This window comes from Mesorhizobium quangtriensis (genome assembly GCF_040081925.1).
Classification (GTDB): domain Bacteria; phylum Pseudomonadota; class Alphaproteobacteria; order Rhizobiales; family Rhizobiaceae; genus Mesorhizobium_K; species Mesorhizobium_K quangtriensis.
The window spans coordinates 1,151,049-1,177,789 of record NZ_JBEBMF010000001.1 but is presented as its reverse complement, the minus strand read 5'-3'; the positions used below and the strand labels follow the sequence as shown (position 1 = coordinate 1,177,789).

The window sequence follows — 26,741 nt, the reverse complement described above, 5'->3', positions numbered from 1 at the left end:
GAGAGCCGCAGCCTTGTTGACCTGAATCAAGGCCCTCAGCGTCACAATGGCGTTCAAGTTAAGCCGTAAAAGGCCAAATCCCCTGAACGGAGGTTCGACATGACGGCAGCAGCCACTACGATCGAACAAATTGACCGCTACTGGCGCGCCGCGAACTATCTTTCCGTCGGCCAGATCTACCTGATGGACAATCCGCTGCTGCGTGAGCCGCTGAAGGCCGAACATGTAAAGCCGCGGCTCCTCGGGCACTGGGGCACGACGCCTGGGCTGAACTTCATCTACGTGCACCTGAACCGTGTCATCCGCGAGCGTGATCTCGACGTGCTCTATATCTGCGGGCCTGGGCATGGCGGCCCGGCGATGGTGGCCAACACCTATCTCGAAGGCAGCTACAGCGAAATCTATCCGCGCATCAGCCAGGATGCGGATGGGATGCAGCGGCTGTTCAAGCAGTTCTCGTTCCCGGGCGGGGTGCCGAGCCATGTCGCGCCGGAGACGCCCGGGTCAATCCACGAGGGCGGCGAACTTGGCTATGCGCTGGTGCACGCCTTTGGCGCGGCCTTCGACAATCCCGGCCTCGTGGTGGCCTGCGTGGTCGGCGACGGAGAGGCGGAGACGGGTCCGCTGACGGCTGCCTGGCAGTCGAACAAGTTCCTCAATCCGAAGGTGGACGGCGCGGTGCTGCCGATCCTTCACCTGAATGGTTACAAGATCGCCAACCCGACCCTTCTGGCGCGCATGGGCGACGAAGAGTTGCGTAGCCTTTTCGTCGGTTTCGGCTACGAGCCGATCTTTGTCGGGGGGCATGAGCCGGAGCCGATGCACAAGGCGATGAGCGAAGCACTGGACGTCTCGCTCGACCGCATCCACGCCATACAGGCGGAAGCACGCGCAGAGGGATGGTCGGGCGAGCGGCCGCGCTGGCCGATGATCGTGCTGCGCAGCCCCAAGGGCTGGACCGGACCGAAGGAGGTCGATGGGCAGAAGGTCGAGGATTTCTGGCGCTCGCATCAGGTGCCGGTGTCGAACGCGCGCGGCAATGCCGAACATCGGAAAATCCTCGAAGAATGGATGAAGAGCTACAGGCCGGAAGAACTTTTCGACGCCGGCGGAAGGCTGCTGCAGGACATCGCTGCGCTGGCACCGAAGGGCCATAAGCGGATGGGCGCGCAGCCCTACGCCAATGGCGGCCTGCTCAAGAAGGACCTCGCCCTGCCGGACTGGAAGCGATTCGCGCTCGACATCACCGAGCCGGGAGCGACAGATGCCGAGGCCACACGGCACATGGGTCAGTATCTGCGCGACGTGATGAGTCTCAACGCCGACGCGAAGAACTTTCGCCTGATGGGACCGGACGAGACGGCTTCAAATCGCCTCGACGCGGTGTTCGAGGTGACCGAGCGCGTCTGGACGGAGAGGATCGAGCCCTATGACGTACATCTGGCGCGCGAGGGACGTGTCATGGAGGTGCTGTCCGAACATCTCTGCCAGGGCTGGCTGGAGGGCTATCTGCTTACCGGGCGGCACGGGCTGTTCTCCTGCTACGAGGCTTTCATCCACATCATCGACTCGATGGTGAACCAGCACGCCAAATGGCTGAAGACCACGTCCGAGCTTGCATGGCGCAAGCCGATCGCTTCACTCAACTACCTGCTGACGTCGCATGTCTGGCGGCAGGATCATAACGGCTTCAGCCACCAGGATCCGGGCTTCGTCGACTTCATCGCCAACAAGAAGGCGGACACTGTGCGGCTGTATTTTCCGCCCGACGCCAACACGCTGCTTTGGGTCACGGATCACTGCCTGAAGACGTACAACCGCATCAACGTGATCACCGCCGGCAAGCAGCCCGCGCCACAGTGGCTGGACGCCGAGGCGGCCGAAAAGCACTGCGAGGCAGGCGCGGGCATATGGGACTGGGCCTGCACCTGCCCGGCAGACGACGAACCCGACCTCGTCATGGCATGCGCAGGCGACGTGCCTACGATGGAGACGCTGGCGGCCGTCGATATATTGCACACCGAACTGCCCGATCTGAAGATACGGGTGGTGAACGTGGTCGACCTGATGACGCTCCAGTCACATACGGAGCATCCGCACGGCTTCACCGAGGACGAGTTCGATGCCCTGTTCACGACGAACAAGCCGGTCATCTTCGCCTATCACGGCTACCCGTACCTGATCCATCGGCTGACATACCGGCGCAACAACCACGACAATTTGCATGTGCATGGGTTCCGGGAGGAAGGCACGACGACCACGCCTTTCGACATGGCGGTGATGAATGAACTGGACAGGTTTCACCTCGCGCTTGCGGCGATCAAGCGCTTGCCTGATCTGGGTGCGAAGGAAGGCAAACTGCGGGCAAAGCTCGAATCCAAACTGGCCGAGCACAAAACCTACGTCTGCGAGCATGGCGATGACATGCCGGAGATCCGGGACTGGCGCTGGCGGGGCTGAGCGTCTGCTTTCGCTTGTAACGCCGATCTGACGTCAAAAGACGTTGGCTATGCCGGGACGACCATGACGTCGCATGGCACTTCGTCCAGAAGTGCCAGCGCGACGCTACCCATGAGTACGCCGACAATGCCGCTTCGCCCTTGCGTGCCGGCGACAACGAGATCGGTATCCATCTGGGCGGCGTAGTCCGCGATGCGGACTGCGGCGTCGCCAGTCACGACCTCCACATGCAATTGGTCGGCCACCGCCTCACCGGCGGCCTCCACCGCGAAGCGCCGTACATCGTCAAGCGCGCCCGGTTTCAGCTTCTGTTCATAGAGGTCGCGCTCTTCCAAGAAACGGCTGAAGGGCGCTTCGTAAACATGAAACAAGGTGATAGCGGACGGATCGAACAGGCGCAGCGCCAGGCGGAGCGAGGCGGCCGACGCAGCCGAGAGGTCGGTGGCCACGACAATCCGCCGATAGGGTTCGAGCCCGCGCTTCTTGACGACGAGGACAGGCGCGGCCGCCTTTCGTACAAGCTTCGATGTCGCACTGCCGAAAATCGACTGAGCAATCGGATCGTTGCCTGCGATACCGGTGACGATCAGATCCACAGGCCGCGCCTCCGCTGCCTGCAGAACGACATCGCCGGGTTTGCCCTCCTCGACCACCACCTCGACATCCTTGTCGAACTGCTCCCTGAGCAGGCTGAACGCGCGCGATCTTGCGCCTTCGGCCGTCGGTCGCGACGGCTGGTCGTTCGGCGCGTCGAGGGTATCAAGCGCATGGACCACCGTCAGCTTAGCGTTCCAGTCGCGCGCGAGCCTGATCGCCCGATCCTGCGCACGATCGGAACGCGCACCGAGATCCGTTGCAAAAAGGATGTGGGCTGGAAGAGCCGGGCTTTGCGTCATTTTGGTCTGCCTCCCTGGCCAATTCCAGGCCGACTGGGCGTGCGGTTTGCCATGCTTGCGTCGGCAGTCATGTCTTGACGCCTGCAATCACAGACAGGGTCTCGTCGGCGATCACCTGCTCCTCGTCCGTTGGTATGACGAACACGGAGACGCGGCTTTTCGGAGAACTGATGATGGGGGCATTTGCGGCGTTGGCTGGGGCGTCGAGTTCGACGCCGAGCCAGCCGAGGCGTTCGCATACGCCTGCCCTGACCCGAGGCTGGTTCTCGCCTATGCCGGCCGTGAAGACGATCGCGTCCAGTCCCTGCAGCGTGCCTGCGAGCCTGGCCATTTCGCCTGCGATGCGAAACGTGAACAGTTCGATTGCCTCGATGGCTTCAAGCGCCCTGCTTTCCAGCAGTTCACGGCTGTCAGCACTGATGCCGGAAACGCCGAGAAGACCTGAACGATTGTAAAGCATGTCCTCCAACTCGGCGAGGGTTTCGCCTCCTGCGCCCAGCATATGCAGCAGCACGCCGGGATCGATGGCGCCGCAGCGCGTTGCCATGGGTATGCCGTCGAGCGTCGAGAACCCCATGGTAGTGTCACGGCTTTCACCACCGTCGATGGCACAGAGGCTGGCGCCACTGCCCAGATGCGCCACAACCACCTTGCCTTGAGCGATGGAGGAATGCGTCCGCAGCAGTTCGCCGGTGATGTATTTGTAGGACAGGCCATGGAAGCCGTAGCGCTTGACACCCTGGTCGAAGAGCGCGCGCGGGATCGCGAAACGCCGGACGAAATCAGCGTTGGTGCGATGGAACGCGGTGTCGAAGGATGCCGTCTGAACAAGGCCGCGCCCCGTGTTGGCGACGGCGCGTATCAGCCTCAACGCCTGCGGCTGATGCAGAGGGGCAAGTGGTGTCAGGGCATCGATGGCCGCGATGGTTTTGTCGTCGAGCGTAACAGGGCCGGCGAACGCATCGCCACCATGCACCACGCGGTGGCCGACTGCGGCGATACGGCTGATATCGAAGTCCTTCGCGAGTTCGTCGAACGTCTCGGCCACAATCTCCGTCAGATCGTCGCCGGATTTTGCGTTCAGCGCGATGTCGATCTTTTTGGGCCCTTCCGTAATCCGGAAAGTCAGAGGATCGTGACGAAAATCGATGATCGCGCGCGCCAGTCTTCTGGGACCGGTAGCAGTCCGCTCGAAGAGCCCGACCTTCACCGTCGAAGAACCGGCATTGAAGGTGAGCAGCGTCTCCACGCTCATACGGCGGGAACCTTCTGTGCCCGAAGAACCGACACCATCTTGGCAAGAGCGGCCGAGGCGATGCGCGCCGAAAGCGGATCGGATCGGCTCGTCAGCACGATGGGCACGCGCGCCCCGAGCACGAGGCCCGCAGCCGTCGCGCCAGCGAAGTAGATCAATTGCTTGGCCAGCATGTTGCCTGCCTCGAGGTCGGGCACGAGCAGGATATCCGCCTGCCCTGCGACGGCGGACGCGATACCCTTAGTGCGGGCGGCATCGACATTGATCGCGTTGTCGAAGGCGAGCGGCCCATCGACTTTCGCGCCGCTGATCTGCCCGCGTGCGGCCATGACTGTCAGCGCCGCCGCGTCGAGCGTTGCAGGCATTTTCGGGTTGACCGTTTCAATCGCGGCCAGCACCGCGACACGCGGCTCCCGAATGCCCAGAATATGCATGAGATCGACGGCGTTCTGGCAGATGTCGCGCTTGTGCTCCAGCGTGGGCTGGATGTTGATGGCGGCGTCTGTGACGATCAGCGGCTTGTCGTAGGCCGGTATGTCCATGACGTAGACATGGCTGATGCGCCTCTCGGTACGCAGGCCTGAATCCTGGGCGACGACCGCGCCAAGCAGCTCATCCGTATGCAGGCTGCCCTTGACGAGAATATCGACCTTGCCGGCAACCGCGAGTTCGGCCGCACGCGCCGCAGCAGCGTGGCTGTGCTCGACCGGCTCGATCTCGACGCCCTCAAGCGACACAGCAGCGGCTTCGGCGGCCGCCATGATCTTGTGCAAGGGGCCAACAAGGACCGGCTCCAGCAGGCCTTCGTCGCGAGCCTCCAAAGCGCCGGTTATGGCTGCCGCCGAGCACGGATGCACGATCGCGGCGCGCACCGCAGGGATTTCTCGCGCGCGACGCACGAAGGCTTCGTAGCGATCGTGACGGCGAAACTCGATGTCGGGAAGCTTTGTCCGCGGCCATTCGATCTGCTGGTCTGGCGCTATAACCGTTGCCGAGCCGCTCAACACCTCCTCGCCTGCCTGGTTCGTGCAGACGGTGGAGAGCGTGACGATGCGCTTGTCAGGCCGCTTTTCACGCACCGTCACTGTCGCGGTGATCGTGTCGCCTGGCGCGACCGGCTTCAGGAAGCGAATGTCCTGCCCGAGGTAGATGGTGCCGGGACCGGGGAGCTCCGTGCCAAGGACTGCCGAGACAAGCGCGGCTGTCCACATGCCATGCGCGACGATATCGCCGAAACGACCGGTCGCTGCGAAAGCCGCGTCGAGATGCGCGGGATTTACATCGCCCGAGACGGCGGCGAAGAGTTCGATGTCGTCGCGCCCGACGACGCGGACAACCGACGCAGCATCACCGATCTGCAGAGCATCGAACGTCCGGTTCCGAAGCATTTCGTCCATCGTGTCTTCCCGTCGTAAGGCATCGAGCTTCGGACGCTACTTTTGCGATGCCGGCGGGTCAACGCGCGTTGACGTGGGCCAAAGCAGGCGGCCCGATACACACGTCGCCGTTGTGCATCCGCAGCCACGCCTTGCGAGCCGCGCCATAGAGCGGAAACAACGGGCAAAGATCACGACAACGTGACCCTGCCGTCGAATGCAGGCGGATTTCCGAATGCGCCGTCAGGCTGCCCTCTTGCGCGCGATGCGCGCCCGGATGCTTTCGACATCGGCGCGCGGCGTCGCCGCAAACAGCGTTTTCGTATAGCTGTGCTGCGGGTTGGAAAACACTTCGTCGCGAGTCCCGTATTCCACCGCTTCTCCGAAATACATCACCATCACCTCGTCGGCGATGTAGCGGACCACCGAGAGGTCGTGGCTGATGAATACGTAGGTAAGCTGGAATTCGTCCTGCAGGTCGGCGAGAAGGTTCAGCACCTGCGCCTGCACGGAAAGATCGAGCGCGGAGACCGGCTCGTCGAGTACGAGCAGACTCGGGTTCAGCATAAGCGCGCGGGCAATCGCGATGCGCTGACGCTGGCCGCCAGAGAACATGTGCGGATAGCGATGATAGTGCTCGGGCTGAAGGCCGACCTTCTGCAGCATCGCCATGGCGCGATCGCGCCGCTCGCTTGCCGGGACGTCGGTGTTGATCTTCAGCGGCTCGCCCAGAACGTCGCCGATCTTCTGGCGTGGGTTGAGCGAACCGTAAGGGTTCTGGAACACGATCTGCACCTTGCGCCGCATCTCGGGCGAAAGGCCGTCCTTGGAAATGTCGACCTTCTTGCCGTCGATGAAGAGCTCGCCTGATGTCGGGGCATCGATCATGGTCACGATGCGTGCGAGCGTCGACTTTCCGCAGCCGGATTCGCCGACGATGGCTAGCGTCCTGCCCTTCTCCACCGAGAAGCTGACACCCTTGACCGCATGCACGGTGCGCGGCTTGCCAAAGAGACCGCCGCCGACATGGTAGTCGCGCACGATGTTCTTCGCTTCGAGGACCTTGCTCATAGCGGCGGCTCCATCATCGGGGCGACCAAGGCGGCGGCTTCCGCTTCCATCAGGAACGTATCGATGGTCGGCAGGCGGTCGCCGGTCGCGTTGTCGGGCAGCGCGGATAGAAGGGCGCGCGTGTAGTTGCTCTTCGGGTTCTCGAAGAGCGAGAGCACGTCCGCCTCCTCCATCTTGCGACCCTTGTATTGAACGATCACTCGATCGGCCGTTTCCGCGACGACGCCCATGTTGTGGGTGATCATGATCAGGCCCATGCCATACTCTTCCTGCAGGCGCACAAGCAGGTCGAGGATCTGCTTCTGGATCGTCACGTCGAGTGCCGTGGTCGGCTCGTCGGCGATCAGCAGCTTCGGATTGCAGGCAAGCGCCATGGCGATCATGACGCGCTGGCACTGACCGCCCGACATCTGATGCGGGAAGCTGTTCAGGCGATCCGCAGGTTCGGGGATGCCGACCAGCGTCAGGAGTTCGATGGCGCGGGCGCGCCGCTGTGTGCGGTCCATGCCCATGTGCACTTTCAGGACTTCCTCGATCTGGAAGCCCACTGTGAAACAGGGATTGAGGCTCGCCATCGGCTCCTGGAAGATCATCGACATGTCCTTGCCGACGAGCTTTCGCCGATCCTGCGGCGAAATCTTCTGCAGGTCGATGCCGTCGAACATCATCTTGTCCGCCGACACTTTTGCGGTCCATGGCAGAAGCCCCATGACCGCCAGCATGGAGACGGACTTGCCAGAGCCGGACTCGCCCACGATTGCCAGCACCTCACGCCTATCGACCGAAAGCGACACGCCATCAACCGCGCGGAACATGCCGGTCGCCATCTGGAACTCGACAACGAGATTTTCGATTTCGAGAAGCGCCATTGCCTCAGCTCCTCTTCAGCTTGGGGTCGAGCGCGTCGCGCAGGCCGTCGCCCATCAGGTTGATCGCCAGCACGGTGAGCAGGATGGCGAGGCCGGGCAGCGTGACCACCCACCACGCGCGCAGGATGAACTCGCGCGCCTCGGCCAACATCGTGCCCCACTCCGGCGTCGGCGGCTGCGCGCCCATGCCGAGGAAGCCAAGTGCTGCCGCATCGAGAATGGCGTTTGAGAAGGAAAGCGTCGCCTGGACGATCAGCGGCGCCATGCAGTTCGGCAGGATCGTCGAGAACATCAGGCGCAACGGGCCAGCGCCGGCCACCTTCGCCGCGACGACATAGTCGCGGTTCTTCTCGACCATCACGGCGGCGCGGGTGAGACGCACGAAATGCGGCTGGAAGACAAGCGCGATCGCGATCATCGCATTGGTGAGGCCGGGCCCGAGCACCGCCACCAGCACCAGTGCCAACAGCAGAGACGGGAAGGCGAGGATGATGTCCATCACGCGCATGATGGCGGTGTCGACCCAGCCGCGGAAATAGCCGGCGATGACCCCCAGGAAAATGCCTCCGACGAGCGAGAGCGTCGTCACGATGACGCCAATGAACAGCGAGTAGCGCGTGCCGAAGATCAGGCGCGAGAGCATGTCGCGACCGACAGCGTCGGTGCCGAGCAGGAATGTGGTGCTGCCGCCTTCCTGCCAGAAGGGCGGCACCAGCACAGCGTCGCGGTACTGGGCGTTCGGTGCATGCGGCGCGATCAGCGGAGCGAAGACCGCGAGCACGATCAGAAACAGAAAGAAGAAGAGACCGATCACCGCGCCGCGATTCTCGGAGAAGTAGAACCAGAACTCTGCAAACCGCGCGCGTCGCGACGGATCGACGGAGACGGGACCGGTTGGGTTTGCGACTGCGTCAGCCATGGCGGTGCCTCCTCAGTGCCTGATGCGCGGGTTGATGAGGCCGTAGAGCAGATCGACCATCAGGTTCACCAGCATGATGATGCCGGCGATGATCAGGAGTCCGCCCTGGATCACGGGATAGTCTCGTCGGAACACGGAATCGACCATCCATTTGCCGATGCCCGGCCAGGAGAAAATGGACTCCGTCAGGATCGCGCCTGCGAGCATAACGCCGACCTGCAGGCCGATCGTTGTGACCACCGGGATCATCGCGTTGCGCAGCGCATGGATGCCGACAACGCGATATGCGGAAAGGCCCTTGGCGCGCGCCGTGCGCACGTAGTCCTCCGACAGGACCTCGAGCATTGCCGAGCGGGTCTGGCGGGCGATGACGGCGAGCGGGATCGTGCCGAGCACGATCGTCGGAAGGATGAGATGGCTGACGGCGGATTTGAACGCGCCCTGCTGTCCCGACAGCAGCGAGTCGATCAGCATGAAGCCGGTGACCGACGGGAAGAAATACATCAACGAGATGCGGCCCGAAACCGGGGTCCACTGCAGGATGCCTGAGAACAGGATGATCAGAAGCAGGCCCCACCAGAAGATCGGCATGGAAAAGCCGATCAAGGCCGTGCCCATGATGGCCTGATCGAAAATCGTTCCGCGCTTGATGGCAGCGAAGACGCCCGCCGGAATGCCGAGGATGATGGCGAAGATAATCGCGCAAAGCGAGAGTTCAAGCGTCGCCGGGAACAACTCCATGAACTGCTGCAGTACAGGCTGCTTGGTCGAGATCGATGTCCCAAAATCACCGCGAAGCACGCCCCACAGATAGTCGAGATACTGGATGACGATCGGCCGATCGAGGCCGAGCTGCGCCGATATCTCGGCGTGGCGTTCGGGCGACATGACGCGCTCGCCCGATAGTAGAGCGACCGGGTCGCCGGGCAGCAGCCTGATAAAGGAGAAGGCAATGATCGACACACCGATGAAGGTCGGGATCAGGACTGCCAGACGCCCGAGGAAGAAACGAAACATAAGAAAGCCCCTGATCGCATCGGCGACGCCGACCGCTATTTGGAAAGCTTCATCCGGACAACAAAACAATGGAGGGGCGCCCGCGTAGCGAACGCCCCTCCCTCATGTCAAACGCGCATCACTCAGTGATGTCGACGGTATCGAAGGTGAAGTCACCAAGCGGGCTCTGCACGAAGCCCTCGACGTTTGCGCGCATCGGAACGATGGCGAGCGAATGGTCGAGCGTCGCCCACGGCGCCTCGCGCTTGAACACGACCTGCGCCTGTTCATAGAGCTTGGTGCGCTCGGCGACGTCTGTCACCTGCTGCGCCTTGGTGACGAGATCGTCAAACTCCTTGTTGCACCACTGCGCGCGGTTGTTGCCGCCGACGGCATCGCAGCCGAGCAGCGTGTCAAGGAAGTTGTCCGGATCGCCGTTGTCGCCGGTCCAGCCAAGCATCACGGCACCGTCACGGTCCTTGGCCTTGGACTTGTCGAGGTATTCGGCCCATTCGTAGGACACGATCTCGGCCTTGACGCCAATCTTGTCGAAGTCGGACTGGATGAGTTCGGCCGCGCGACGGGCGTTGAGCATGTAGGGACGCGCGACGGGCATAGCCCAGATCTTCATCGACAGGTCCTTGACGCCGGCGGCTTCAAGGGCTGCCTTGGCGGCTTCCGGATCGTATTTGTCGTCCTCGACAGCGTTGTTGTAGGACCACATGGTCGGCGGGATCGGGTTCTTGGCCGGGGTTGCCGCGCCCTGGAACACCGCGTCGACGATCGCCTGCTTGTTGATCGCCATGTTCAGGGCCTTGCGGACCTCGACCTTGTCGAACGGAGCCTGCGTCGTGTTGTAGGCGAGATAGGCAACGTTCAGGCCTTCCTGCTCGGAAACCTTCAGGTTGGAATCCGCCTTGATCGCCTCGACGTCTGCGGCGTTCGGATACGGCATCAGGTGGCATTCGCCAGCCTTGAGCTTCTGGAAGCGCACCGAAGCGTCGGTGGTGATCGCGAATACGAGGTCGTCGATCTTGGGCGCATCACCCCAATAGTCGGGGTTCTTCTTGTAGCGGATCACTGCGTCCTGCTGATAGCCGACGAAGGTGAACGGGCCAGTGCCGACCGGCTGCTGGTTGATCTGGTTCATCTTGCCGTCGGCCTGCAGCTTGTCGGCATATTCCTTCGACAGGATCGAGGCGAACGGCATCGCGATGTTGGCGATGAACGGAGCCGACTGCTGCTTCAGCGTGAACTTGACTGTCAGGTCGTCAACCTTTTCGATCGACTGCAGAAGATCGGGCATGCCCATGCCAGCGAAATACTCCCAGGACGCGCCTTCGACATAGGTGTGCCACGGGTTGTCCGCCTTCCACTGGCGCTCGAAGGAAAAGATCACGTCGTCGGCATTCAGATCGCGCGTCGGCGTGAAGAAATCGGTGGTCTGGAACTTGACGCCCGGACGCAGCTTGAAGGTGTAGACTAGGCCGTCGTCGGACACCTCATAGCTTTCCGCAAGTGCCGGCTCGGTCTCGGTGGTGCCCTTCTTGAATTCCAGAAGGCGGCTGTAGACCGGATGCGCCGACGCATCAAACGTGGTGCCGGCGGTATAGAGTCCCGGGTCAAAACCTTCCGGCGAAGCTTCGGAGCAATAGACAAAGGTCTTTGCGCTCGCCACGCCGCTGACCACGGTTGCGGCCAACAACGCAGCCACAAAAGTGCTCTTTCTGAACATCAAAGTCTCCCTGATTATGTTTCTGGCCTCTCAAACGGGCCGGAAAGCGGGCATATAATCACCCTTTTGCCGTATTTGGAACTCCCTGCCCGATTGCCGTATCGTCAGGGGAATATCCTTCTCCAAAAACTTTGTTTTGTAGCCGAATCCGGGCTTTCGCTTCACCAAATCTTCAAGACAGGCGGTTTCTCGCGACTTGCCTGGCCGGCGTGCAAGGCCATAGATATGGCTGGAGCAGTTTGCGGATTACTCTGAAGGCCGGCCGAAAAGCCGCACCGACAGATAATGCGGGACCGGGCTGCCAAGGGAGGAAAGATGGGATCGACCAAAGGAGCCGACGGGTCGGCGGCGGTAGCCAGACCATGGCTGAAGAGCTATCCGGCCGGCGTGCCTGCGGAGATCTCTGTTCCCTCGGGTTCCATCGGCGAGTTGCTGGCTGACGCCTGCACACAAAATGCCGGCAAGACCGCCTTCATCTGCATGGGCAAGTCGATCAGCTATTCCGAACTGGAACGCCAGTCTGCGGCATTCGGTGCGTGGCTGCAATCCAGAGGGCTAGCGAAAGGCGCGCGCGTCGCGATCATGATGCCCAACGTGCTGCAGTATCCCGTCGCCATGATGGGTATCTTGCGGGCGGGATATACCGTCGTGAACGTCAACCCGCTCTACACGCCACGCGAACTCGAACACCAGTTGAAGGACTCCGGCGCTGAAGCGATCATCATTCTCGAAAACTTCGCCAAGACCCTGCAAGCCGTCGTCGCCAAGACCTCGGTGAGGCATGTCGTGGTCGCGACGATGGGCGACATGCTCGGCATCAACGGGCTGCTGGTCAATTTCGTCGTCCGGCGCATAAAGAAACTCGTTCCGGCGTGGTCGTTGCCGGGGCATGTACCGTTCAACGCCGTTCTCCGGGAAGCCGGCGCCTTGGCGCTGAAGCCGGTGCATATCTCCGGGGATGACGTCGCCTTCCTGCAATATACGGGAGGGACGACCGGCGTTTCAAAGGGAGCGACGCTGCTTCACCGGAATGTTATGGCCAACGTCCTGCAACTCGGAGTCTGGGTCGAAGACGCATTCACCGAAAAGCCCAGACCCGCGGACCTCGTTTTTATCTGCGCGCTGCCGCTCTACCACATCTTCGCGCTGACGGTGAACGCACTGATGGGAATGAAGATGGGCGCGCAGAACGTACTCATCCCCAACCCCCGCGACATACCGGGCTTCGTGCAGGAGCTCGGCAAATACCGTTTCCACATACTTCCCGGCCTGAATACTTTGTTCAACGCGCTCCTCAACAACGAGGATTTCCGTAAGCTGGACTTCAGCGGGCTGATCCTTTCGCTGGGCGGTGGCATGGCGGTGCAGCGCGGCGTCGCCGAGCGCTGGCAGCAGGTGACCGGCAACAAGATCACCGAAGGCTACGGACTGTCGGAAACATCGCCGGTGGCGACGGCGAATAAGGTGAGCGGAAACGAGTTCACCGGCACGATAGGCTTGCCTATCCCGTCGACCGAGATCGCGATCCGGGATGACGACGGCAAGGACATGCCGCTCGGCGAGGTCGGCGAGATCTGCATTCGCGGGCCGCAAGTCATGGCGGGATACTGGAACCGGCCGGACGAGACGGCCAAGGTGATGACCGCCGACGGCTTCTTCAAGTCCGGCGACATGGGCTTCATGGACGAGCGCGGCTACACAAAGATCGTCGACAGAAAGAAGGACATGATCCTCGTTTCGGGCTTCAACGTCTATCCGAACGAACTGGAGGAAGTCGTCGCATTACACCCCGGCGTCATGGAGGTCGCGGCGATTGGCGTGCCGGATGAGCATTCAGGCGAAGCGCCTAAGCTCTTCGTCGTGCGCAAGGACAGCAACCTGACCAGTGAGCAACTGCTGGCCTACTGCCGCGAGAATCTGACTGGCTACAAGCGGCCGAAGCATATCGAGTTCCGCGACAGCCTGCCGAAGACGCCGGTCGGGAAAATCCTGCGGCGGGAGCTACGCGGGTAGGCGATTGCGTTCGGACAGATAGGCTGGCAGGTCGACAATTGAATCCAGCACGACATCGGCCAGTGGCGCCAGCGACTCGGCGGTGCCGGTGCCGGAGAGAACGCCGACAGCCAGCCCCGCACCGCCAGCTTTCGCCATTTCGAGATCGTGGCGGTTGTCGCCGACCATGGCCAGTTCCGACGGCTTGAGACCGGTCAGGTCGCAAAAGGCGACGATCGTATCGGGCGCGGGCTTGGGATTCGCCACGGAATCGTAGCCATAGGCCGCATCGAACATCTGGGCGATGCCAAGCGCCAGAAGCGTTTTCTCCGCACCGCCCGTGGAATCGTTGGTGGCGACAGCAAGGCGAAAGCCGGCGCGGTGAAGACTTGCGATCGTTTCCCGGCTTCCTTCCAGCGGCACAGATTGAAGAGCCCCCTGCTCTGCCGTGAAGCCGTCGAAAAACAGCGTCTTCTCGCGACGCTCTGTGGCATCCGCGTCGGGGTACCAGAGCGCGACGATGTCTGCATTGGTGCCGGCGGCAAAGACAGAGTCAGCCTTGAAGCCACCGCGCGCATAGTCGTAGCCGGCCCGTTCCATCAGTCTGTCCGCCGCCGCACGATCCCCGTCGGCGGCATGAAGCGCCATAAGGTCCGCGAGCGCGTACCAGGTCTTCTCGAAATCGACCAAGGTCCCGTCCTTGTCGAACAGGATGCCTTTTATTTCCGCCAAACCATGTCCCCCGGTTTCGATCTCAGCTCAGCGACTTGATATGCTGCACGAGGCCGGCGGTCGAGGAGTCATATTTCGACGCATCCTCCTTGCCTTCGACGACGGGTAGAAGTTCGGTAGCCAGCTCCTTGCCAAGCTCGACGCCCCACTGGTCGAAGGAGTTGATGTCGAACATTGTGCCTTCGACGAACACGCGGTGCTCGTAGAGCGCGATGAGGCGGCCGAGCGTCCGCGGATCGAGCGTGCGATAGAGGATCGTCACAGTCGGACGGTTGCCGGAGAACACGCGGTGCGGCGCGATCTTATCGACGTCTTCCGGATTCATGCCTTTCGCCAGCATCTGCTTCTTAGCCTCGTCGAGCGTGCGCCCCTTCATCAGCGCCGCCGTCTGCGCCAGCACATTGGACAGCAGGAGATCGTGATGGTGCTTGAGGTCCGGCTCATGGCCGACGGCAGCCGCCAGGAACTCGATCGGGATAATGTCGGTGCCCTGGTGCAGGAGCTGGAAGAAGGCGTGCTGCCCGTTGGTGCCGGGTTCGCCCCAGACGAGCGGACCGGTCGGCGTGGAGGCCTCGATCCCCTCAAGCGTGACGTGCTTGCCGTTCGATTCCATGTCGAGCTGCTGAAGGTAGGCTGGGAACCGCGACAGGCGCTGATCATAAGGAATGACGGCGCGGGCCGGATAACCACGCACTACACGATGCCAATAGCCGACAAGCCCCAGCACCGCCGGCAGGTTCTGCAGCAGCGGAGCGGTGCGGAAGTGTTCGTCCATCTCGTGCGCACCGGCGAGGAAATCGCGAAAGTTCTGGTGGCCGACGGCGATCATGATCGGCAGGCCGATCGCGCCCCATAGCGAGTAGCGCCCGCCGACCCAGTCCCAGAAGCCGAAGACGCGGTCCTTCGCGATGCCGAACTTCGCCACCAGATCGAGCGCGGTGGAGACGGCTGCGAAGTGATGCTGGACGGCATCGTTGCCGAGCTTGGCGGTCAGCCAGCGCTTGGCTGTCTCGGCATTGGTCATCGTCTCGACGGTGGTGAAGGTCTTGGAAGCGATGATGAAGAGCGTCGTCTCGGGCGAGAGGTCCTTCAGCGTGTCGTGCATATGCGCGCCGTCGATGTTCGACACGTAGTGCGCGCGCGGTCCGTCGTGCCAGGGCGCCAGCGCCAGTGTCGCCATGACCGGGCCGAGATCGGACCCGCCGATGCCAATGTTGACGACATCGGTGATCTTCTTGCCGGTCGCGCCCTTGGCCTCACCGGAGCGGATCGCGTCCGAAAACTTTCCCATGGCGTCAAGGACCGCGTGCACGTCCGGGACGACGTCATGGCCGTCGACCAACACCTTGGCCCCAGCCGGCTGCCGCAGTGCGGTGTGCAGCACGGCCCGGTGCTCGGTGATGTTGATCTTCTCGCCGGAGAACATGGCCGCCCGGCGCTTCTCTACGCCGGCTGCCTCGGCGGCGGCGGCCAGCAATTGCATAGTCTTTTCGGTGACTGCGCATTTCGACCAATCGAGCAGCAGATCACCGTCCATCAGCGAGAATTTTTTAAAACGCTGAGGATCGGCCGCGAAGGCTGCCCGCATGTCCTTCGGGACGTCTGTCTTGTGAGCCTTCAATGCTGCGAGGTTGGCCTGAAACGCGCTATCTGCCACCGAAGAACTCCCGATTTTGCTGCGTTGCGCACCTATAGCAGAGCTTTGTCGTCATGCGACAGGCCGTGAAACATCCATAGCGCGGTTCCATGTCATTTCTATCGCACGCTATTGCGTTGTGGACTGGGCCAGTCTCCATCGATCACTGGCATAAATCATTACGATGAAAAAAATTCATTGGCGCAACGCCTTGGGCCACGAATACAAAACGCTGGGCCAGAAATGCGGGGACTGAACGCCAAGGAGCATGCCATGCCACAGCGAAACGACACGGCCATCTGGTCCGGATTGTTCAGAATTTCGGCGGAATCCGGACAGACATTGCAGGCGCAGATCAGGCAGGCGATTGTCGCCGCGATCCTGGACCGCCAGATTGCCGCATCGATGCCGCTGCCGTCGTGCCGCATCCTCGCAGAAAAGCTCGGCGTTGCGCGCGGCACCGTGGTGCTCGCCTTCCAGCAGCTTGTAGACCAGGGCTTCCTCATCGCACGCGAGCGGCGCGGCCATTTCGTCAACCCGGACGTGCTCGCTACTCCCGCAAAGCCGTCCGGCAAGGCCAACGACAATTCCAACGAGATCGACTGGAAGGCACGGCGGCAGATCGCAGCCTCCGATATGCCCCCGCCCGCCAAGCACGGCAACTGGATCAAGTCGTCCTATCCGTTCGTCTACGGCCAGTTCGACCCGGCGCTCTTCCCCACCGCCGAATGGCGCGAATGCAACCGCATGGCGCTGGCTGTGCTGGAGATCCGCAACTGGGCGGCGGACATGGTGGACCGCGACGATCCGCTGCTGATCGAACAGATTCAGGCGCGGCTGCTGCCGCGGCGCGGCATTTTCGCAAACCCGGACGAGATCATCGTCACGCTGGGCGCGCAGAATGCCCTCTACATGCTGGCCACCCTGCTGATGACCAAGGGCTCCAAGGTCGCGATGGAGGATCCGGGCTATCCAGACGCCCGCTCCATCTTCAAGCTCGCCGGAGCCGAAACGATCCCGACGCCGGTTGACGACGAAGGCATCGTGACCTCAGCCATACCGAGCGACGCGGGCTTCGTCTTCGTGACACCGAGCCACCATTGCCCGACCATGGTGCCGCTGTCGGCGGAACGTCGGCAGGACCTTCTGGCGCGCGCGGTGCGCGACAACCAGATCGTGATCGAGGATGGCTATGACAGCCAGCTTCTCGACGACGCGCCGCAGCAGGCACTGAAAAGCATCGATCGTTCGGGCCGCGTTGTCTATGTCGGCTCGATGTCCAAGACCCTCGCGCCGGGTCTGCGCCTTGGCTACATCGTGGCGTCGGCTGGCCTAATCGCGGAACTGCGGGCGCTGCGCCGCTTCATGCTGCGTCATCCGCCGGCAAACAACCAGCGGGCCGTCGCGCTCTTCCTTTCGCTCGGCCATCACGAAGCTCTGGTGCGTCGGCTGTCGACTGCCTTCGAGGAGCGGCGCAAGCGGCTAGTGCACGCGATCTCGGCGTTCCTGCCGGAATGGCGCGCAACGGATTCGGCTGGTGGCACTTCGCTCTGGCTGGAAGGTCCGCGCAACGCGGACGCCCGGGACCTCGCGGCACAGGCTGCCGCGCGCAGCGTGATCATTGAGCCCGGTGACCGCTTCTTCGACACCGCCGAGAGGCCGAAACGCTTCATGCGGCTCGGCATCTCGTCGATCGCGCTGCAGCACATTGAGCCCGGCATACGCGAGCTGGCAACCGCAGCGGGACGGCGGCCGGCGGCGGCCTGAAACCGAGACGGCGTTCTCAGACGGGTCCGACTTAAGGGCTGGACCCGTCTGGCCTATCCGGCCTCACTTTCTGGCCCTACGTACTGGACCAACCCGTTGCATAGTTCGCCGCGAAGCTGGATCATGACCTCGCTCCGGTAGCGGAGGGTTGGACCAAGCGGCACTCGGCTCATTCATGGGGAAGTCGGCATGTCGGTTGCACTCGAAAGTCAGGATATCGATAAGACAGACACATCAGTTGAACGTGGCTCACGTCGCTCAGGTGGACGGGAAGCCAGGCGCGCCCTGCGTTCGGCGCCGCTGGCCGACGATGTCCGTCCGATCCGCGCCGGCCTTGAAGGCGGCAAATATCAGTCGCTGTCGGAAGCAGATCTCGGGCGCATCCATGAAGCTGTCCTCACGCTTCTGGAGACCGTCGGCTTCGCCAATGCAATCCCGTCCTGCATCGAGGCGCTGACGCGGGTCGGCGCGACACACAGCGAGGATGGTCGCATCCGGTTCCCGCGCGCTCTTGTCGAGCACACGATCAGGAATGCAGCGCGCAACTTCACGCTGCACGGTCAGGACCCGAAGCACGACATGCTAATCCGGGGCAAGCGCGTGCATTACGGCACGGCGGGCGCGGCCGTGCATCTTGTCGATGTCGAGAAGCGCGAATACCGGGAGTCGCTGCTGCAGGACATCTACGACGCCGCGCGCATCGTCGATGCCATGGACAACATCCACTTCTTCCAGCGGCCGATGGTGCCGCGCGACATACCCGATCCGCTCGAAATGGACTTCAACACGCTCTACGCCTGCGTGACGGGGACGTCGAAGCATGTCGGCACGTCCTTTACCGTGCGCGAGAACGTCGCCCCCGCGCTGGAGATGCTATACGCTATCGCCGGCGGCGAGGAAAATTTCCGGGCGCGGCCCTTCGTTTCAAACTCCAACTGCTTCGTCGTGCCGCCGATGAAGTTCGCGGAGGATGCCTGCGGCGTGCTGGAAGCCTGCGTCGAAGGCGGCATCCCGATCCTGCTTCTGTCCGCCGGACAGGCCGGTGCGACCGCACCCGCAGCGATTGCCGGCGCTGTGGTGCAGGCAGTGGCGGAAGTTCTCGCCGGTCTCGTCTATGTCAATGCGATCAAGCCCGGCCACCCGGCAATTTTCGGCACTTGGCCCTTCGTCTCCGACCTGCGCACCGGTGCGATGTCGGGCGGTTCGGCCGAACAGGCGCTTCTTACATCCGCCTGCGCTCAGATGGCCCAGTTCTATGACCTTCCGGGCGGCTCGGCTGCCGGCATGGCCGACTCCAAGCTGCCGGATATCCAGTCGGGTTTTGAGAAGGGCATCACCAATGTGATGGCGGGCCTTTCGGGCCTCAATCTCGTCTATGAATCTGCCGGCATGCACGCCTCGCTGCTCGGCTTCTGCCTCGAAAGCCTGATCATTGACAACGACATGCTGGGCATGTGCCAGCGTTGCGTGCGCGGCATCGAGGTGACCGACGCGGCGCTTTCTCTGGAGACAATCGCCGAGGTCTGCCTGAATGGCCCCGGCCACTATCTCGGCAACGACCAGACGCTGCGGCTGATGCAGACCGAATATTTCTATCCGGCAGTCGGCGACCGTTTCTCGCCCAAGGAGTGGAACGAGAAGGGCAAGCCGGACATCCTCGGTCGCGCTATCGCCGAAAAGAAGAGAATCCTCTCGGAACGCTTCCCTCGCCACGTGTCGCGGGCGACCGATGACCAGTTGCGCTCTCGCTTCGGCGATCTCATTCATCTGCACCGCAACGGTATGGGTCTGTAGCCGCCGCGTTCCGCACCTCTCGGCGCATGCTGGCGGACGTTAGGGTAGCGTTAAAACGTACATTGCATGCGATATGCGTTTCAGTTAGCATTTCTCTCATGCGAGCCTCGTCGTGGTGCTCGCCAGGGAGGAATTCATGAAACTGTTTAGCCATGCAATTCGCGGCCTTGCCGCGTCTTCAATTCTGGCAGGACTGGCGTCGTTCGGCGTCGTCGGCCTCGCCCAGGCTTCCGACAACAAGATTGCGCTGATCCCTGGTGGACCGCATCCCTATTTCGCGCCTTGGGAGCAGGCGGCTGCGGATGCGCAGAAGGACTTCGGAATCGCCGCAGTTGACTTCAAGGTGCCGCAGGAATGGAAACTCAACCTCCAGACCGAACTCGTCGAGAGCCTCGCGGCACAGGGCTACACGGCTTTCGGTATTTTCCCCGGTGACGCCGTCGGCATCAATTCGACGATGACCGAACTGAAGGATTCCAGCATTCCGTCCGCCGCGCTCGCCGGCTGCGCGCAGGACCCGACCGACGCTGCCTTCTGCCTTGGCACCGACGTCTATAACTCGGCCTATCTCGGCACCAAGGAACTGATCAAGGCGATGGGCGGCAAGGGCGCAATCGTACATCTGGCCGGCCTGCTGGTCGATCCCAACACGACGCTGCGCGTCAAGGCCGTCGAGACCGCCGTCGGCGAGACCAACGGCGAAGTGACGCTGCTGCAGACGGTCGCCGATACGGATGCGCAGGAGGCCGCCGACCAGAAGATCAATGCTCTGCTCGCAGCCCAGAAGGACGAGATCGGCGGCATGATCGCAACCGGCTACATCCCGTCGGTGGTCGCATCGAAGTCGCTGCGCACGCTCGGCGACAAGCGCATCAAGTTCATCGGCATCGATGACGATCCGATCGTGCTCGAAGCCATCAAGGACGGTTTCGTTGCCGGCACGATGGCGCAGAACCCCTATGGCCAGGGCTACATCGGCGCTTATGTGCTCGATCTTCTCGCCGGCGGCGGCTGCACGATCAAGGAAGACGCCACCTGGATCGAAACGCCCCAGACGAAGCGCTTCATCGATTCCGGCACGCTGGTTATCAACGCCGACAATCTGACGACCTACAAGGACGACCTGAAGAAGGTCACGACCGACATCCAGTCGTCCTTCAAGGACAAGTACCTGACCTGCCAATAGGCCATGCATAGGGCAACCGCCTTCTCCCGAATCCGGGAGGAGGCTGCGCTCGGACACTGTTTCGGCCAGCATTCGCCTTCATGGCGGATGCGCCTGCCAATCTCTCCTATCGCCAGAGTCATATGACCGACGAGACCATCAGCACCGAACGACCGCGACGAGGATTTTTCGCCGGTGCGTCGGCCCAGATCGGGTTGTTTGCCATCGTCGCGCTGCTATGGGTGATCTTCTCGACGCTGGCGCCCGGTTTTACCTCGCCCATCAATCTTTTCGGGATCGGGCGTTCGCTGGCGGTCGATATCGTTATCGGCTTCTCCCAGATGGTGGTGCTCGCAACAGGCGGCATGAACCTCGCGGTCGGATCGATCGGGGTCTGCGCCGTCATGCTGACGGGCTTTCTGTTGCAGGACGCCGGCGTGCCGATCCCGGTCGCGCTGGCAGGCGGGCTGCTGCTCGGTGGCGCGCTCGGTTGGCTCAACGGCTTCGCGATCGTCAAGACCGGCGTGAACGCCTTCATCATCACGTTGGCCAGCGCCAGCCTCTTCCTCGGGGCGATGCTTATCCTGAGCAAGGCAGTCCCCTACAATACGCTCCCTCCCGAGATCGGCCAGTTCGGCCGCATGCGCCTTTGGGGCTACGTCTCGCCGCTTATCTTCATCGCGATCGCCATCGGCGCGGCGCTCTACGTGCTGTACCGGCACACGCTGCTCGGACGGCAGATCCTCGCGGCCGGCGCCAATCCGCGCGCCGCCGAGATGTCGGGCGTGCCGGTCGGGCGCGTCATCATTATCAGCCACACGCTCTCTGGCCTGCTCGCCGCGACCGCCGGCATCATGCTCGTGGCGCGGCTGGGCGCGGCGATGCCGTCCGTCGGCGGCGAGGACTGGCTGCTGCCCTCCTTCCTAGGGCCGGTGCTTGGCGGAACGCTTCTTGCCGGCGGGTCGGTGGCCGTAATCGGCACCATGATCGGCGCTGCCCTGGTGACCACCATCCGCAGCGGGCTGCTCGTGCTGCAGGTGGGGAACTTCTGGCTGCAACTTTTCCTTGGGCTCATCCTGCTCGCCGCCGTCATGGCCGACCGCTATCGCGGGGTCTTCCTCGAACGCAGGTCGCTGGGACGCCGATGAACAGCTTGCTTCGTCGTTTCCTGATGGTGGAGTGGTCAGGTATCCTGGCTGCTATCATCCTTGGCTCTGCGCTGCTCGCCTGGCTGTCGCCCGCCTTTCTCACCGAGTTCAACATCTACGTCATGCTGCGCAGCTTCTGCGTGGCGCTGCTGGTCGGCTTTGCCCAGATGGTCACGCTGGCAGTCGGGCAGATGAACATCTCAGTCGGTGCGCTGGGTGGGCTCGTTGCGGTGCTAGCTGGCGGCATGATGGAAAAGCTCGGGGTGCCGATGATCCTGGCCATCCCTGCGGCGATCGCCATCGGGGCGCTGTGCGGCCTCCTGAACGGCGTGCTGACCGAGCGTACCGGCATCAACGGCTTCATCATCACGCTGGCGACTGCATCCGCATTCACCGGCATCAATCTGGGCATCACGCAGTCGATCCCGTTCTACAACATGCCGCCGGGCCTGGTCGCGTTCGGGTCGGATCGTTTCTTCGCCTTTCCCTATCTCATGATCGCGCCGATCATCGCCACCGTCCTACTCGGCCTCTTCCTGTCTCGCACCGTGCCGGGGCGTCACCTGCTCGCGGTCGGCGGCAACCCGCATGCGGCCGAACTATCGGGTATCTCGCGCGGCAGGATCACGATCCTGGCGCACACACTTTCGGGCACACTGGCCGCATGCGCGGCCATTCTTGCGGTCGCGCAGTTGGGCTCCGCGCAACCGACGATAGGCTCGGACTGGCTGCTGCTCTCCTTCGCGGCTCCAATCATCGGCGGCGCCGCGCTGACCGGCGGTCACGTCTCGGTGCTCGGCACCACACTCGCCGTCATTCTGATCGCGCTGATCGAAAACGGCATGGTGCTGGCCAAGGTCGACCCCTACTGGGTCCAGTTCGTTCTCGGCGCGCTTATTCTCGCAGCCGTCTGGCTGAACCGCTGGCGCGCGGTCAAGACGGGGACGGACTGATGCAACTCTCCATCGAAAGCGTCAGCAAGGCATTTCCCGGCGTCCAGGCGCTGGACAAGGTATCGTTCGAACTGAGGCCCGGCGAAATCCACGCGCTGATGGGCGAGAACGGCGCCGGCAAGTCGACGCTGATCAAGATCATCACCGGCCTCTACCGGCCGGATGACGGGCGCGTGACGATCGACGGGCAGGAAGTGTCCTTCCAGTCGCCGCGCGACGCGATCGCCGCCGGCATCGGCGCGGTGCATCAGGAACGCAACCTGATCCCGCGCTTTTCGGTCGGCGAGAACATACTTCTGGAGAGGCTGCCGACGCGCAACGGCCTGCTCGACAAGGACGCCATTCACAACGAGGCGCGACGGTACCTGGACCTTCTTGATCGCGGCATCGATACGCATACCGAAGTGCGCTCACTTTCGGTGGCGCAGATGCAGATCGTCGAGATTGCCAAGGCGCTGTCGCTTGAAACGAAGTGCCTGCTGATGGACGAGCCGACGGCTTCCATCACCGAGCATGAGACGGAAGCTCTTTTTACGCTCTTGAAGCGCCTACGCGACGAGGGAGCGTCCATCGTATTCGTCAGCCATAAGCTGGAGGAGGTCTTCGCAATTGCCGATCGCGTGACCGTCCTGCGCGACGGCAAAAATGCGGCGCTCGGCGAACCCATGAGCACCATGACACGCCAGAAGCTCATCTCGCTGATGGTCGGGCGCGAAGAGCATATCGTCAACAAGCCACAGCGGACCGTCGAGACCGGGACCGTGCTTGAAGCGAGAGGATTGAAGACTTCGTTCGGCCACCGCGACATCTCTTTCTTGTTGAAACGCGGAGAAATCCTCGGTCTCTACGGTCTCGTGGGTGCAGGCCGCAGCGAATTGGCGCGCGCCATCGTCGGGGCGGCGCCGGTCACCGGAGGCGAAGTGCTCGTCAAAGGAAAGGCCGCCGATATTCGCAACGTGCATCAGGCGCTGAACCAGTTCCGCATCGGCTACATCAGCGAAGACCGAAAGAACGAAGGGCTTATCCTTACCCATACGATCCGCGAGAATATCGCTGTGACGATATGGCGACGTCTCGCCGGTGCGCTCGGCCTTATACGGCCGTCCGCCGAGCTGGATGCGGTGATGCCTTATGTCCAACGGCTGGAGATACGCGCGCCGTCCGTCGAGCAGAAGGTTGGCAATCTGTCGGGCGGCAACCAGCAGAAGGTGAGTGTCGCTAAATGGCTGGCCGCCAATGTCGAAATCCTGATCATCGATGAGCCGACTGTCGGCATCGACATCAAGACCAAGGCCTATCTCCACGAACTGATCCACGAGATCGCGGCCGGCGGCACGTCGGTGCTGCTCATCTCCAGCGACATGCCGGAAATGGTGTCGCTGGCCGACCGCATCCTCGTCATGCACGACATGCGTCTTGTAGGTGAAGTCGCGAACGATCGCCGCTACGAGACAGTGAGCAATGCCATCATGAATCGGATTCATGCGGTGGAGGAGGAGCGCTCGACAGCGGCGACCGGCTGAGCATTGCCGGAACGCGCATGCACGGGCGATTTTTGACGTGACAGCTTCACGGTCGACCACGGAAAGCCGGCACGGCGCGATTTCTCCGCTCTACGAAGTCATTTATGGCGTGCTGCGGCGGCATATGTCCGAGGCCGCCTTCCCTCCCGGTCTCGTTCTCGGAGAGACGAGCGTTGCACGCGCTTTCGGCGCAAGCCGCGTGCCCGCGGCTGCAGCGCTGAGACGGCTGCATGGCGAGGGTGCTATCACGGAGTTTGAAGGTCGCGGCTACATCGTTCCCGGGGGCGAGCCGTTGCGGCTCGATCTCGCCGACGCCGGCCTTGTCCTGCCGGCCGAGATTGCCGCCACGTTCGCAACACGCAGCCGGCACAGGCTGATCCACCCGCAGGTCGAACACGAGATCGCTGCAAGCCTTCCCTACGGCCGGTTCCTGGTCAACGAAAGCGCGCTGGCTGAACATTACGGCGTCAGCCGGACCGTCGCCCACGAGGTGCTGACGAGGCTGGAGCGAAGCGGTCTGATATCACGCGATTCCAACCGGCGCTGGTATGCCGGCCCGCTCGACGAAAAGCTGCTGCGCGAACATTACGAGGTTCGCTGGCTGCTCGAGCCGGCGGTCCTCAGCCAGGTCGCCGGAAGTCTTGAGAAAGCCGAGATCGAGAAGAAAATAGGTCTCGCCAAGGAGGCCGCCGCCGCACCCCCGCCGCCGACTATTCTGGAGCGGCTGGAGGGCGATCTGCATGTGGATATCGTCTTGCGCCGCTGCCCTAACCAACAGCTTCGCGAGACGATCCGGCGCAGTCAGCTTCCTGTCATCGCCACACATTCGACCTTCGCGATCGATCAGACTCAGGGCGAGATATCAAAGATGATATCCGAGCACCTGGAGATTCTGGAGCACCTGCTTCACGGGCGGTACCGCAAGGCCGCCTCGGCGCTTGAAGCACACCTGCGCCGCTCCCTCGGTTCGCAGGTCGGCCTGCTACTCCATCTCAGGCCGCCACCGGCGGGTTCGCTGCCGAAATATCTCACGCCGATTCAGTGATAGTGCACGGTTCGATGGGCAACCTGACCGCTCAGCACTCCGCAAGCAGGATATCCAGATCCGCAGTTGAGCTATGTCCGATCTTGGCGCCATGCTCTTTCAGGAAATCGTCGGCGCTGCTGCGGCCCTCTTCCTTGAGCATCGACAGGAATTCCCACTCGGCATTCAACTTGGAGGAAGCGCCGAACTCGGCCAGCTTGTCCGTCATGATGCGGTGCGTTCGCATCCGCGCCCAACGCGCCCCTTCGCCGTTGCCAGGGTCCGCCACCTGGCGCAGCAGCGCGATCATCCGCAATTCCTTCATCAGCGGCGAGTTGAACGAAATCTCGTTCAGCCGGTTCAGGATTTCGGCGGCGGTACGCGGTGTCTGCGCTCGCTCGCGCGGGTTGATCTGGACAAGGATCGTGTCCTGTGCATCGGTCTCGCGTACCAGTGGCGTTATCGTCGGATTGCCTGCGAAACCGCCATCCCAGTAGGGCTCGCCATCGATCTCGACCGCCTGGAACATCGTGGGGAGACATGCCGACGCGAGGAGTACGTCGGGGGTAATCTCGCTGTTGCGGAAGATGCGGCCTCGGCCGGTGCGAACGTTGGTCGCGGTTATGAACAGCTTGACCGGCGACCGGACCAGCCTGTCGAAATCAATGCCGTCTTCAAGGATGGCGGTCAGCGGGTTGAAGCCGAGCGGATTGAGGTCGTAGGGCGACGCCAGCCGCGACATCATGTCCATGGCGATGTATGCGGGCGAGGTATCGAGCGTCCATCGTCCCAGCAGGCGGTCGAGCGGAGAGCGCTGCAACGGGCTGAAGGCCGCAGCCTTCGAAACCCGACGCCAGTAGACATCGAGTGCCATGCGCGCGCCCTCGGCGCCGCCATGCGCCCACCCATCCGCAAGCACCGCAGCGTTCATTGCGCCGGCGGAGGTTCCCGAAACAGCGGAAATCTCTATCCAGGATTCTTCGAGCAGACGATCGAGCACGCCCCACGTGAACGCACCATGCGACCCTCCGCCCTGAAGGGCAAGATCGACCGGTACGACCGGCCGCGAGGCATCATCGCCCGAGACTGGTGATCGCGGTTTCGCAACTGGGCGGGATGCTGCCTTCGCCATTCGACCCCACAGGACCCTCCCCGTGATCTATTGAATAAACTTGTCGAACTTTGACTTCTGGAAAGAGTCGCGCAGCAACGCAAAAAGGCCGCCTCCGGACAGCGCTCCGGCGACATAGAATATGACAGCCAGCACAGCAAGCGGCACGCGAGCGCTGAAGCCGAGGAAGTTCATTGTGACGATCTCGAAATTCTGAGCCATGAATATCAGGATAGCCAGCGTGAAAATAACGACTGTCGCAATGTAAACCCAGCGCATGCTTCCGCCTCCATGCTACGAAGTATCTATAATTGGAAAA

Annotated in this window: 21 protein-coding genes; 9 read left to right on the top strand and 12 right to left on the bottom strand. The window is 62.4% G+C overall.

The features are described 5' to 3' along the window. Nucleotides 1–99 precede the first annotated feature (99 nt). On the top strand, nt 100–2,460 hold the full coding sequence (locus ABMA32_RS05775) for a phosphoketolase family protein (RefSeq protein ID WP_349012763.1): 2,361 nt from the start codon (nt 100–102) through the stop codon (nt 2,458–2,460). Nucleotides 2,461–2,507: 47 nt separating this feature from the next. Here the strand turns inward: ABMA32_RS05775 and ABMA32_RS05770 are convergent, their stop codons facing one another. The 8 genes from ABMA32_RS05770 to ABMA32_RS05735 form a co-directional block, all read right to left on the bottom strand. Further along, nucleotides 2,508–3,356 carry a universal stress protein gene (locus ABMA32_RS05770; RefSeq protein WP_349012762.1) on the bottom strand — a complete coding sequence of 283 codons (849 nt, stop codon included), beginning with the start codon at nt 3,354–3,356 and terminating at the stop codon, nt 2,508–2,510. Between the two features lie 67 nt (nt 3,357–3,423). Then, nucleotides 3,424–4,611 carry an acetate/propionate family kinase gene (locus ABMA32_RS05765; protein WP_349012761.1) on the bottom strand — a complete coding sequence of 396 codons (1,188 nt, stop codon included), beginning with the start codon at nt 4,609–4,611 and terminating at the stop codon, nt 3,424–3,426. After that, nucleotides 4,608–6,008 (bottom strand): bifunctional enoyl-CoA hydratase/phosphate acetyltransferase, encoded by a 1,401-nt coding sequence (locus ABMA32_RS05760; protein WP_349012760.1) that lies wholly within the window; start codon nt 6,006–6,008, stop codon nt 4,608–4,610. The genes ABMA32_RS05765 and ABMA32_RS05760 overlap by 4 nt, the downstream gene beginning before the upstream one ends. Nucleotides 6,009–6,230: 222 nt before the next feature. Continuing rightward, the gene (locus tag ABMA32_RS05755; protein ID WP_349012759.1) at nt 6,231–7,058 is read right to left on the bottom strand and encodes a dipeptide ABC transporter ATP-binding protein; all 828 of its coding nucleotides are present in this window, start codon (nt 7,056–7,058) and stop codon (nt 6,231–6,233) included. Next, nucleotides 7,055–7,927, bottom strand: coding sequence for an ABC transporter ATP-binding protein (locus tag ABMA32_RS05750; RefSeq protein ID WP_349012758.1), 873 nt, complete (start codon nt 7,925–7,927; stop codon nt 7,055–7,057). The genes ABMA32_RS05755 and ABMA32_RS05750 overlap by 4 nt, the downstream gene beginning before the upstream one ends. A 4-nt stretch (nt 7,928–7,931) precedes the next feature. Next, nucleotides 7,932–8,846, bottom strand: a complete 915-nt coding sequence (locus ABMA32_RS05745; RefSeq protein ID WP_349012757.1) for an ABC transporter permease subunit — start codon at nt 8,844–8,846, stop codon at nt 7,932–7,934. A gap of 12 nt (nt 8,847–8,858) precedes the next feature. Then, nucleotides 8,859–9,863, bottom strand: coding sequence for an ABC transporter permease subunit (locus tag ABMA32_RS05740; protein WP_349012756.1), 1,005 nt, complete (start codon nt 9,861–9,863; stop codon nt 8,859–8,861). 118 nt (nt 9,864–9,981) lie between these two features. Further along, nucleotides 9,982–11,577 carry an ABC transporter substrate-binding protein gene (locus tag ABMA32_RS05735; protein ID WP_349012755.1) on the bottom strand — a complete coding sequence of 532 codons (1,596 nt, stop codon included), beginning with the start codon at nt 11,575–11,577 and terminating at the stop codon, nt 9,982–9,984. 315 nt (nt 11,578–11,892) lie between these two features. On the opposite strand from ABMA32_RS05735, the gene ABMA32_RS05730 reads away from it, so the two are divergent. Further along, the gene (locus ABMA32_RS05730; RefSeq protein ID WP_349012754.1) at nt 11,893–13,590 is read left to right on the top strand and encodes a long-chain fatty acid--CoA ligase; all 1,698 of its coding nucleotides are present in this window, start codon (nt 11,893–11,895) and stop codon (nt 13,588–13,590) included. Here ABMA32_RS05730 and ABMA32_RS05725 read toward each other — a convergent pair. Beyond that, entirely contained in the window at nt 13,579–14,301 is a 723-nt protein-coding gene (locus tag ABMA32_RS05725) for an HAD family hydrolase (RefSeq protein ID WP_349012753.1), read from the bottom strand. The two genes, ABMA32_RS05730 and ABMA32_RS05725, sit on opposite strands and share 12 nt — an antisense overlap. Before the next feature lie 22 nt (nt 14,302–14,323). After that, on the bottom strand, nt 14,324–15,958 hold the full coding sequence (pgi, locus tag ABMA32_RS05720; RefSeq protein ID WP_349012752.1) for a glucose-6-phosphate isomerase: 1,635 nt from the start codon (nt 15,956–15,958) through the stop codon (nt 14,324–14,326). 252 nt (nt 15,959–16,210) lie between these two features. Between pgi and pdxR the strand changes: the two genes are divergently transcribed. The 7 genes from pdxR (at nt 16,211) to ABMA32_RS05685 (ending at nt 25,332) form a co-directional block, all read left to right on the top strand. Continuing rightward, a complete protein-coding gene (gene pdxR / locus ABMA32_RS05715; protein WP_349012751.1) occupies nt 16,211–17,704 on the top strand; it encodes a MocR-like pyridoxine biosynthesis transcription factor PdxR in 1,494 nt (497 codons plus the stop codon). Nucleotides 17,705–17,893: 189 nt separating this feature from the next. Continuing rightward, entirely contained in the window at nt 17,894–19,498 is a 1,605-nt protein-coding gene (locus ABMA32_RS05710; RefSeq protein ID WP_349012750.1) for a trimethylamine methyltransferase family protein, read from the top strand. A 136-nt stretch (nt 19,499–19,634) separates the two neighbouring features. Continuing rightward, entirely contained in the window at nt 19,635–20,684 is a 1,050-nt protein-coding gene (locus tag ABMA32_RS05705) for a sugar ABC transporter substrate-binding protein (RefSeq protein WP_349012749.1), read from the top strand. 80 nt (nt 20,685–20,764) lie between these two features. Next, complete coding sequence (locus ABMA32_RS05700) at nt 20,765–21,811, top strand: ABC transporter permease (protein ID WP_349012748.1); 1,047 nt, start codon at nt 20,765–20,767, stop codon at nt 21,809–21,811. Next, nucleotides 21,808–22,764 (top strand): ABC transporter permease, encoded by a 957-nt coding sequence (locus ABMA32_RS05695; RefSeq protein ID WP_349012747.1) that lies wholly within the window; start codon nt 21,808–21,810, stop codon nt 22,762–22,764. The genes ABMA32_RS05700 and ABMA32_RS05695 overlap by 4 nt, the downstream gene beginning before the upstream one ends. Continuing rightward, nucleotides 22,764–24,287 (top strand): sugar ABC transporter ATP-binding protein, encoded by a 1,524-nt coding sequence (locus tag ABMA32_RS05690; protein WP_349012745.1) that lies wholly within the window; start codon nt 22,764–22,766, stop codon nt 24,285–24,287. Before ABMA32_RS05695 ends, ABMA32_RS05690 begins: the two co-directional genes overlap by 1 nt. 37 nt (nt 24,288–24,324) lie before the next feature. Continuing rightward, nucleotides 24,325–25,332 (top strand): GntR family transcriptional regulator, encoded by a 1,008-nt coding sequence (locus tag ABMA32_RS05685; protein ID WP_349012744.1) that lies wholly within the window; start codon nt 24,325–24,327, stop codon nt 25,330–25,332. 31 nt (nt 25,333–25,363) lie between these two features. Here the strand turns inward: ABMA32_RS05685 and ABMA32_RS05680 are convergent, their stop codons facing one another. Further along, the gene (locus ABMA32_RS05680) at nt 25,364–26,443 is read right to left on the bottom strand and encodes a patatin-like phospholipase family protein (protein ID WP_349012743.1); all 1,080 of its coding nucleotides are present in this window, start codon (nt 26,441–26,443) and stop codon (nt 25,364–25,366) included. 27 nt (nt 26,444–26,470) lie between these two features. Further along, nucleotides 26,471–26,701, bottom strand: a complete 231-nt coding sequence (locus ABMA32_RS05675; protein ID WP_349012742.1) for a LapA family protein — start codon at nt 26,699–26,701, stop codon at nt 26,471–26,473. Nucleotides 26,702–26,741: the final 40 nt, after the last annotated feature.